At 41.4% G+C, this 9,628-nt stretch carries 9 protein-coding genes and 1 pseudogene; 6 read left to right on the top strand and 4 right to left on the bottom strand.

The annotated features are described in order from the left end of the window. Nucleotides 1-423: 423 nt before the first annotated feature. Together LIR34_RS14970 and LIR34_RS14965 are read right to left on the bottom strand one after the other, a co-directional pair. Nucleotides 424-1,677 carry an ATP-binding protein gene (locus tag LIR34_RS14970; RefSeq protein ID WP_055182611.1) on the bottom strand — a complete coding sequence of 418 codons (1,254 nt, stop codon included), beginning with the start codon at nt 1,675-1,677 and terminating at the stop codon, nt 424-426. Between the two features lie 240 nt (nt 1,678-1,917). Next, a pseudogene (locus LIR34_RS14965) lies at nt 1,918-2,470 on the bottom strand (replication initiator protein A); the annotation flags it as partial. A gap of 15 nt (nt 2,471-2,485) precedes the next feature. Between LIR34_RS14965 and LIR34_RS14960 the strand changes: the two are divergent. Both LIR34_RS14960 and LIR34_RS14955 read left to right on the top strand, forming a co-directional pair. Further along, nucleotides 2,486-3,430, top strand: coding sequence for an IS110 family transposase (locus tag LIR34_RS14960; RefSeq protein WP_265107741.1), 945 nt, complete (start codon nt 2,486-2,488; stop codon nt 3,428-3,430). A 40-nt stretch (nt 3,431-3,470) separates the two neighbouring features. Further along, the gene (locus LIR34_RS14955) at nt 3,471-3,674 is read left to right on the top strand and encodes a hypothetical protein (RefSeq protein ID WP_173903135.1); all 204 of its coding nucleotides are present in this window, start codon (nt 3,471-3,473) and stop codon (nt 3,672-3,674) included. Between the two features lie 297 nt (nt 3,675-3,971). On the opposite strand, the gene LIR34_RS14950 is transcribed toward LIR34_RS14955, so the two are convergent. Further along, nucleotides 3,972-5,267, bottom strand: coding sequence for a tyrosine-type recombinase/integrase (locus tag LIR34_RS14950; protein WP_074732835.1), 1,296 nt, complete (start codon nt 5,265-5,267; stop codon nt 3,972-3,974). Between the two features lie 86 nt (nt 5,268-5,353). Then, nucleotides 5,354-5,983 (bottom strand): helix-turn-helix domain-containing protein, encoded by a 630-nt coding sequence (locus LIR34_RS14945; RefSeq protein ID WP_173903134.1) that lies wholly within the window; start codon nt 5,981-5,983, stop codon nt 5,354-5,356. Between the two features lie 175 nt (nt 5,984-6,158). On the opposite strand from LIR34_RS14945, the gene LIR34_RS14940 reads away from it, so the two are divergent. The 4 genes from LIR34_RS14940 (at nt 6,159) to LIR34_RS14925 (ending at nt 9,588) form a co-directional block, all read left to right on the top strand. Next, nucleotides 6,159-6,389, top strand: a complete 231-nt coding sequence (locus tag LIR34_RS14940; protein ID WP_097773271.1) for a helix-turn-helix domain-containing protein — start codon at nt 6,159-6,161, stop codon at nt 6,387-6,389. A 146-nt stretch (nt 6,390-6,535) separates the two neighbouring features. After that, nucleotides 6,536-6,850, top strand: a complete 315-nt coding sequence (locus LIR34_RS14935; RefSeq protein ID WP_019162971.1) for a hypothetical protein — start codon at nt 6,536-6,538, stop codon at nt 6,848-6,850. Between the two features lie 328 nt (nt 6,851-7,178). Next, nucleotides 7,179-8,900: a MobA/MobL family protein gene (locus tag LIR34_RS14930; protein ID WP_173755580.1), complete on the top strand. Its 1,722-nt coding sequence runs from the start codon at nt 7,179-7,181 to the stop codon at nt 8,898-8,900. Beyond that, nucleotides 8,884-9,588, top strand: a complete 705-nt coding sequence (locus tag LIR34_RS14925) for a DUF6040 family protein (protein ID WP_173685913.1) — start codon at nt 8,884-8,886, stop codon at nt 9,586-9,588. Before LIR34_RS14930 ends, LIR34_RS14925 begins: the two co-directional genes overlap by 17 nt. Nucleotides 9,589-9,628 lie beyond the last annotated feature (40 nt).

The raw sequence follows: 9,628 nt of genomic DNA, 5'->3' as shown, positions 1-9,628 counted from the left end.
CGAAACGCTCAGAGCATGTTTTACAGTGGTCAAAAGCAAATTTTTTTACTTTTTTCTTACGAGTTTTCTTGCGAGTTTTTTTAATGCCACTCGTAAGAAACTCGTAACATTAGATTTTTCAGTAAAGAAAAAGAGCATATGGAATTGAATCCATACACTCTATGATTACTGGAACTTTATTTCATTTTTAATTCAACAAACTTTTGTTTATCTCGTTCTTAAGTTCATCTTTATTCTCGTATGTTCTCACTATCGGAATCGTACTCTGTCTGTTCTACATAATCTGTGGAACAGTCTCGTTTGTACGGATAAAAAAATAAACTGAGCCACGGCTGTTCCAACACGAAATCAGCCGTGGCCTTATTTATATCATTTCACTCTTTTTTGAAATAGAACAACACCACAGCAACAACTCAAATCGACTTAAAATTCCAGACTATTCGCATTCAGCAAGAAATACTTCATTCCCATGATGACAAAACCTTCATCATTTCTCCAAGGCTTTTTGCTGCCATTTACAATGACGATCTTCTTGAAAGAGTCCGGGATATTACGCAGAGAATTGAACTCCTGCGTCTGTTTTTCTTCCGAAGTCATGTCATATGCAACCTGGATATAGTATCTCTGGTTTCCTTGATTCACCACAAAGTCAACCTCCAACTGCTTGCGAACACGTTTGCCCTCTTTATCCTTATCGAAGATATCCACGACACCCACATCAACATTGTAGCCACGGATCAGCAGCTCGTTATAAACAATGTTCTCCATGATATGAGTAGGCTCCTGCTGTCTGAAATTCAGACGTGCATTTCTCAGTCCCAGATCAGTAAAGTAGTATTTCAGATTTGCACCGATATATTTTCTGCCCTTAATATCGTATCGGCTTGCCTTGGAAATCAAAAAGGCATCTGTCAAATGGTCGATATGCTTGGAGATGGTTTTATTAGCATAAGTCATCTGACGCTCACTGGCAAAGGTATTGGCAATCTTTGAAGGATTGGTCGGTGCGCCGATTGCAGATGCAAGCACATCAACCAGAATCCCAATCTCATCCACGTTCTGAATCTTATTTCTTTCAATAACATCCTTCAGATAGACATTTGCAAAGATGTTCTTCAGATAGTCCGCTTTCTGTCGTTCGCTCTGGAAACTTACGATCTGCGGCAATCCTCCGTAGATCATGTAGTCATCCCAGGCATCATCATAATCACCGTCATAGACAGAATAAAACTCTGCAAAGGAAAGAGGATAGATTCTAATCTCATCACCTCTGCCACGGAACTCGGTCACAATGTCGCTGGACAGGAACTTGGAATTACTTCCGGTGACATACACATCAATATTGCTCATGCGTAGCAGGCTGTTCAGCACTTCCTCAAATCGTGGCATGAACTGCACTTCATCAAGAAGCAGATAGTATTTGCCATCGTCTTTCATGGCATCTTTGATGTACTTGAAACACACCTTAGGATCTCTTAGTTCCTCATTTTCAATACCGTCCAATGCAATCTCAATAATATGATCAACATCAACGCCGTTCTCCAGTAAGTATCTCTTAAAGATGGTAAACAGCAAAAAGGATTTGCCACATCTACGAATGCCGGTAATCACCTTTATCATTCCATTATCTTTTCGCTCGATCAGCTGCTGTAGGTAGGCGTCTCTTTTAATCTCCATCATTGCACTCCCCATTTCCGTGCATCTGCACACTTTTTAGTAATGAGATTCTATCACAGAACGACCTGAATTTCAATATGTATTCCCATTTTATGTGCATTTACACACTTTTATGTAATGTTGATAAATATATTTTCAGATTTTTTTGATTGCAGTGTCTATAATCGACTACTCCAATCGTTATTATAGGTAGACAACAAAAAGAAGATGGTTCCGATGTTTCATTAAATATGTTCGTTAAGCCTGATAATCCTCAGAGCGATTATCGCTATCAAATCTTTTCTCATCCACAGATATGATATGATTAGATTTATTATCATTCATTTCAGTATCACTAAGATTAGTATTATTAGGGTTTGAAATGTAAACTTCTTGAAGTTTGATTTTGGGACTTCATGAAGTTTGAATTGTAGACTTCTGTAGGTTCCTCATTTTCCACAGAAGTTTGTTTTTTAAACTTCTTTAATTCCTCTTCAAATTTTTTCTCATCTGTTTTCTCAGACATAAAGGTTTTCACGTAGATGACGTTCACCTTTCCAAATCCCTGTCTTCGTTTCTCAATCAGACCAATTCCTGTTTCGTCATCCAGTTCTCTCATGGATTTGATGGCTTTATTTCTGCCACAGTTCAGTAATTCCATGATATCTTCGATGGAAAAGTAGATATATGCTCTGTTTTTCTCGTCAAACCACTGATTCTTGATGGAAAGAGACATTCGATCTAACATCAGTCCATATAAAATTTTAGCATCGCTTGATAAATCTTTAAAGTAACTGTCTGTAAATAATGCTTGCTGTTAAACTTCCCTGTGGATCCGCGTCGATCAGCAACACTTGGTTTCACGTTATACCACCAGCTTACCAGCCATAACATGAAGTGCATTATTCTTGCTCCAACAACTATGTCAAAACCGACGGGCAGGAAAAAGGTAAAAACAGACAAACGAGATGCTGCCCTGATTGCACGATGTCTTGCACATCATGATTACAGCCCGGTACATATCCCAACGGAACAGGATGAGCAGGTGAAAGAATATATTCGGATGCGGCAGGATCACAAACTCGCATTGAAAAAGATCAAGCAACAGATCCTAACGTTCTGTCTTCGCCATAATTACCGGTATGATACTACGAAAAGCCATTGGACACAGGCACATTTAACATGGCTGCGCTCATTAGAGCCAGAAGGACTTTATCAGGAAATCCTCACCGAATATCTTGCCACCTATGATCAGCTGACTGACAAACTGGAGAGACTTGATAAGCGTATTGAGGAACTTGCATCAAAAGAAGATTACCAGGAAAATGTCAGTCATCTGTCCTGTCTCCTTGGTGTGAAAATCCAGACGGCCTTATCTACCCTTGTAGAAGTTGGCGATTTTAAACGCTTTGCCAGTGCCCAGCAGTTTGCATCTTATCTGGGGCTTACACCAGGCGAAGATTCCAGCGGTGAGGATCAGAACAGGCTCGGAATTACCAAAGCCGGAAACAGTCATATACGAACATTGCTAGTGGAAGCAGCCCAGAGTTATACACGTGGAAAACCAGGCTATAAATCAAAGGCATTGAAAGCAAGGCAGAAAGGAAATCCGGCTGATATCATAGCTTACGCTGATAAAGCGAATGAGCGCCTGAGACGCAGATACTATCAGCTGGTTCTGGGGCAGAATAAGAAGGCTAATGTAGCCAAAACAGCAGTCGCCAGAGAACTTGCCTGCTTTATCTGGGGCATGATGACTGACAACATCCATTAACAGAACGTCAATAACAAATATGGGAAAGAGGTGGTACTACATGGGAATAATTAAATATTTTAGAAAAAAATACTGGGAAGCAGCCATTTTCAGGGGTGGGCGGCGCATACCATTTAGCTGCGATGGCTTGACAGCTGTTCCTGATAGAACCTATGCACTGTTTACAGAAAAAGAATTGGAAAAAATTTACAACGATAGAAATGAATTTTATAAGAAGCTAATGCAGATGATTGATTCATATTAACAAAAGGTCAATCAAAATTTTATTTGTTACATAAATTAAAAGGTAAATATGTTCAAACATAAGGCCTCGGAATCTTAATGATTTCTGGGGTTTTCTATTATTGAGATAAGGCTATTTATAGCAATTTAAACCGAATTATGATAACATAAGGCAAAGATAAATCGGAATTTGTGGAGAGATTTCCTGAACTTTCCTTATTTTACGGGCTTTCCAGCCCCTTAGATAGTGAAATGATATGTATTTTCCCTTGTTTTTGCCCTTGGGAGGAATCCGCAAGGGAAATAAGGGAAATTTTATTTAGGCATTGCTCGCTACTTTATCAAGAAGTCTTGCGGAATCCCGCTTTGCTTTTCTTGTTGAGTGAGCGTAGATATTCATTGTGGTACTGACATCGGAATGTCCTAACAGTTCCTGTACATCTTTCGGAGCCGCCCCATTCGAGAGCAGGTTGCTGGTGTAGGTGTGTCGTAACTGGTGAAAGTGAAAATCTTCAAATCCTTCCAGCTTTTTTGATACTGACCTGCAAACAATGCCGAGTGTACTCGGCAGTTCCAGACTGCCATCCGGTCTGAGGCAGACAAAGGATATTTCTTTATAATCTGCCGGGACTTCCTGTGTTCCGTCAAGGTGATGGTATTCATAATACACCCTGTTTTTCACATGCACTTCTTTGTAGTAGTTGCGGTGGTAAAGTTCCCCGTACTGCATCCAGCTTTTCAGTTGTTCCCGTCTGGCTGCTTTCAATATTTCAGTCAGCGTATCTCCAAAATCAACAATTCTTACTTTCTTTCGCTTGGTTGTGCCAATTACATTTTTATGCTTTGCACCGTCATAACGGATACTGCGTTTTATGGTCAGGCATTGTTCTTCAAGGTTAATGTCCTGCCATGTAAGACCACAGGTTTCCCCGATACGAAGTCCTGCATAGTATGCAATCTGGATCGGCAGGATTGCAGGTGGATTTTTCTTTTCCAGATATTTGATAAGCCGTTCATAATCTTCATGTGAAATCGGTTGTGTGCCTTCTTCGACTTCATCATAGGAAAAGAGGTCAACTTCTTCTGCCTGTTTTTTCAGCTTAATATACTGCATCGGATTGAAACTGATTAACTGTTTTGGAAATACTGCAAAACGGAATGACTGCTGTAACACTGCGGAAAAAGAATGGATATAATCTTTGCTGTATCCTTTTCTTACTTTCCCGTCTGGAAACTCACCACCGAATGTAAGCAGATCAAGAAATGCCTGTAAATGTTCGGCAGTAACTGTTTTCAGTTTGCGGTCTGCAATCGGGTGTTTTTTGATACAGCGGATTGCACCAAGATAATTTTCCACTGTGCCGTTGCTGAGTGTTCCGGTTTTCAGTTCTTCTTCTGCCCACATGTCCAGAAGTTCACCTACAGTAAGATTATCTGCCTTTGCAACAAATTTCTTATCTTCGTAATCTTCCAGTGCCTTGCGGAGAAGTTTTTCCGTCTCACTTTTACTTTCGGTTCCGGCATATTCTTTCTGAACCATTTTGCCGCTTGCGTCCTCTACATAGAAGCGGTAGTACCATTTCTTTCCTTTCTTTCTAACAGATCCTTTTGCCATAATCGTATGTCTCCTTTCGATATCAGACAATCGGAACTGTTGAAATGCTTCTTGCGTGTAAGTATATCACAACTCCGGTTGCCTTACTATACCGTTTCAGAATCCTCATACATAACTTCGGATAAAAGATTTGCAAGCCTTTGTTCTGCTGTTTCCGGTTTCTTGGAATAGAGCCTTACAATATCTGCCATGTCATTGAATGCGTTGACAGTATGGGTAATCTCCCTGAGAAACATAATCTCGTTATATTCATCATTCGATTCAAACCCTAGTGTTTTGGCAATGTCCGCTTCTTTTGTATTGCCCTTGTAATTTTTGCAGGCATACTGGAACGAATCCAGAAACAGTTCATATTGTTTCAACATTAACAGCAGTAAGTCTTTGGAAAAAGCATCTTCTGTTTTCGTAAGGTCAAGAGGTAATTGTTTGAGAATATCCGTCATTGCATCACGAATCTGTAATTCCCTTTTATCCGTAATGTCTGTTTCGTATTCGTCTGTTTCTCCTCTGAGCCATTCCACAGATACATGTAGAGCTTCTGAAAGACCTTCCAGCACCATTTTCTTCGTATTGTCAATCGTTCCGGCTTCATATCTCTGGATTGTAGATGCAGTCACACCCATCTTCTCAGCGATATAAGGCTGTGTCAGATTCAATTCTGTACGGCGCTGTTTTGCCCTGCTACCGATCAGCTTGCGTAATTCTTTATCTTTCATGCTGATGTGCCTCCTTTTTCGGTATGTCATTACTATACCACATAACAAATAATATTGCAATATGCAATTCGATAACAAATAATACAATTTCGTAATGCTTGACAGGACGATATAAACACGTTATACTGACAGCACAAAAGAAATTGCATAATGCAATTTGCAAGGAGGTGGTCACATGACGCAAAGAAAGATTGCCTTATCTATTGAGGAAGCTGCGGATTACACAGGAATCGGCAGGAACACCCTGAGAAAGCTGGTGGAGTGGAAGAAACTTCCGGTATTAAAGGTCGGGAGGAAAGTCCTGATCAAAACGGATATGCTGGAACTCTTCATGGAAGCCAACGAGGGCAGGGACTTGAGGGATAAGGGAAATGTAAAAGCCGTCACAAGAAACGGTGCAACTTAAAAAGGCGGTTCCAAAAGAAACCGCCAAAGGTTCTATCAGACCGAAGCCATGATATACCTACACGCAAGCAGATTATACCATGCACTTCGTCTGACAGACAACAGGAAACTTATGTTTGGTAGAAAAAAGAAAGGACGATGATATTTATGGCAAGATCAACAAAGAGTTATGAGGAGCGTATGCTCCAGTTGGAAAAGAGAGAACAGGAAAGCCTTGAGAAAGCGAAACAGTACGCAGCACAGAAACGGGAACTGGAAAAGCGAAAGAAAGCTGAGGAAAGTAAAAAACGAACTCACAGGCTCTGTCAGGTCGGCGGTGCAGTGGAATCAGTGCTTGGCTGTGCGATTGAGGAAGAAGATATTCCCAAATTGGTCGGCTTCTTAAAAAGGCAGGAAGCAAATGGGAAATTTTTCTCAAAGGCAATGCAGAAAGAGCCAGTTACAAATACGGAGGAAGTGTAATGCCGGAGGGAGTGGAGCTTCCATTCCCCTCATAGCTTTTTCATGAAGGGCGCACTTATGGACAACCAGAGGTCGTCCGTATAAGTTTGCCACAGATGGCAACCGGTCTGCGCTTATGCTTGCCGGGCTCGTTCCGTCGGCGGGCATTTCATGCAGACCTGCTCATGCCGCAGGAGGCACTCTTCGCCAGAGGGGCGCATTCCATGCAGGCTGTTATGCACAGGGCACTCTTACGCAGAGGGCGTTCCGGCAGATACCATTTTCTTTTAGGAAAACGTTACCTGACGGAAATCAAAGCCGGATACGGCAGAAAGGGGGGAAACGGATCATGGCAATTTTTCATTATACAGTAAAGATTGTTGGACGCAGCAAAGGAAAATCCATCATATCGGCATCTGCTTATCTCAATGGCGATGTGATGAAAAATGAAGAAACAGGCAGAATCAGTTATTACACTTCCAAAAGAGAAGTTGTTTATACCAGCCTGTTGATGTGTGAAAATGCACCACAGGAATGGCTGAATGTACCTGCTGAAAATATCAGACGGTTCCAGAAATCTGTCCGATATAAAAGAGCAGATAACAAAGATGCTGCACTGGAAAAATTTAAACTTACTTTTCAGAAACAGCGTTTGTGGAATGAAGTTTTGAAGATTGAGAAGACCTCGGATGCACAACTCGGCAGGTCGTTTGAGTTTTCTCTTCCGAAAGAATGGAGCCGACAGGAACAGATCAAATATACAACGGACTATATTCAGAAAAACTTTGTTGACAAAGGCATGTGTGCAGATTGGAGCATTCACGATAAGGGCGATGGAAACCCGCATGTGCATTTACTTGTAACCATGCGTCCCTTTAATCCAGACTACTCATGGGGAAACAAAGAAGTCAAAGACTGGGAGTTTGTCAGAGATACTGACGGAAATATCGTGGTTGATGAGTCCAACCCGGACTGGTGGCAGGATAAAAAGAACCCTGACCGTCATGGAATCCGAATCCCGGTACTGGACGAAAATGGTAATCAGAAAGTTGGTGCAAGGAACCGCAAACAATGGAAACGGGTGCTGACCGATGCTACCGGGTGGAATGATCCAAAGAATTGTGAATTGTGGCGGAGCGAATGGGCGAAAGTCTGTAATGCACATTTATCAGTAGAGCAACGGGTTGACCACCGTTCCTATGCAAGACAGGGGAAATTAGAAATTCCTACAATTCATGAGGGTGCAGATGCAAGAAAAATTGATGAGAAGTTTCAAAATGGACAGGTACAGACAGCTTCATGGAAAGTAGAGGAAAACCAGATCATAAAAAGACAAAATACACTGTTGAAAAAGATACAGATCAGTTTCGGAAAAGTGTCTGGTGCATTATCACAATGGAAGGAGCGATTGAATGACCTTAGAAGAAAGCCGGGAAGTTATTCCCATGATGGAGTCAATGATAAACCAGATCGAGGAACAGCAGAAGCTTATGGCAGAGATGGTACAGGAATTGCAGAAACGGGACAGGCAGCTTCTGTCCTTTCAGGAGCAGAACCAGAGTTTGCAGATATTAAACAGCGAGTTATCCGGGCTGCTGAATCTTTTGCCAGATACAGAAGAACTGCTTTCCCAGATCGAGCAGCTGAAAAACAGAATCGAACAGTTGGAAAACGAGAATCAGCAATGGCAGAAATTAACGCAGAAGCTGAACAACGAGAACAGCTTATTACTGAAACAGAACAGCGAATTGCTGACCTTAAACAGCAGATAGAGAATGCGAGGGATATAGATGAGAGAATGCGTAAACTCAGAGAACGTCGGGCAGGTGGAAGAACTTCTGCTGATGACGGAACAGATGCAGGACGAACTGGATCAGAAAGACGAGACGATTATGGAACTGAACAGGCAGCTAAGCAGATTGCTGAGCTTGAACGAGAAATTGAACAGCGAAAACAGAGCCGAGAATATCGAAGCATTGCAGACAAGATTAAGGCAAACAGAGCAACAATTAACCTGCGAGATAGACAGCAGGAAAAGAGCCGACGCAGAAGTCGTGGCATGGAAATTTAAGTATGAAAAAGCGGAGCAGGCAAAACGCTATGCACAGACGCACCAAAAGACAGTAGATGTGCCTGTCGAGAAAAAAGTACCTTATGAGAAATGCGATAACTGTGACCGCACTGCTTACCAGAAAGCAAAAGAGAAATGCGATAACCGCAAAATCCAGTTGGAGAAAAAATATAAAAATATGACGGCTGGTTATAAAATCCTTATGTTCCTGCTGGCATGGTACAGCATAGCCACCACACTGTTTACTGCTATCCTCTCTCCAGTTTTCCTTAATGACTGCATCACTTTTTTCGGTACGATAGGAAAAGGAATGGTAAGCCTGTTTCAAGAATTTGTGACAGGCGCAGATTCTTTCGGACAGTTAAGCGATGGAATCTCAAACAGTGTCATTTCCGGGATTGTGTATTGGCTGATCGCAGCTATTGTTATGGGGATTTTATTCATAATAACAGGATTGATTATAGTTTGGATTGGCTATCAGGTTGGAAAAATCTACTGGAAATATTGCTGGGATATCATCAGTATTATGGTGGCACTAATGAGCATAGCTATCGCAATCTACTTTGGTGAGTGGATAAAATCTGTTATTCCGATAAACCTTATTGTGCTATTACTTCTTGTGCATGTGGTCTATATCGGAATCCGATGTTATGTGAAAGACTGGCAGGAAGAACGGGGATATTTTTAAAATCTAATTTGTTCATTGGCGTTATTTATATTTACTTTCA

It is taken from the genome of Blautia sp. MSK17_66 (genome assembly GCF_020538025.1).
Classification (GTDB): Bacteria; Bacillota; Clostridia; order Lachnospirales; family Lachnospiraceae; genus Blautia_A.
Note: the sequence above shows the minus strand (reverse complement) of the source record. Positions and strands in the feature narration are given on the sequence as shown.

Excerpts from the sequence above, each read along its gene's own strand:
- LIR34_RS14945 (WP_173903134.1), bottom strand. The coding sequence starts at position 5,983 with ATGAAAGATAAAGAATTACGCAAGCTGATCGGTAGCAGGGCAAAACAG.
- LIR34_RS14970 (WP_055182611.1), bottom strand. The coding sequence starts at position 1,677 with ATGGAGATTAAAAGAGACGCCTACCTACAGCAGCTGATCGAGCGAAAA.
- LIR34_RS14935 (WP_019162971.1), top strand. The coding sequence starts at position 6,536 with ATGGCAAGATCAACAAAGAGTTATGAGGAGCGTATGCTCCAGTTGGAA.
- LIR34_RS14955 (WP_173903135.1), top strand. The coding sequence starts at position 3,471 with ATGGGAATAATTAAATATTTTAGAAAAAAATACTGGGAAGCAGCCATT.
- LIR34_RS14940 (WP_097773271.1), top strand. The coding sequence starts at position 6,159 with ATGACGCAAAGAAAGATTGCCTTATCTATTGAGGAAGCTGCGGATTAC.
- LIR34_RS14950 (WP_074732835.1), bottom strand. The coding sequence starts at position 5,267 with ATGGCAAAAGGATCTGTTAGAAAGAAAGGAAAGAAATGGTACTACCGC.
- LIR34_RS14930 (WP_173755580.1), top strand. The coding sequence starts at position 7,179 with ATGGCAATTTTTCATTATACAGTAAAGATTGTTGGACGCAGCAAAGGA.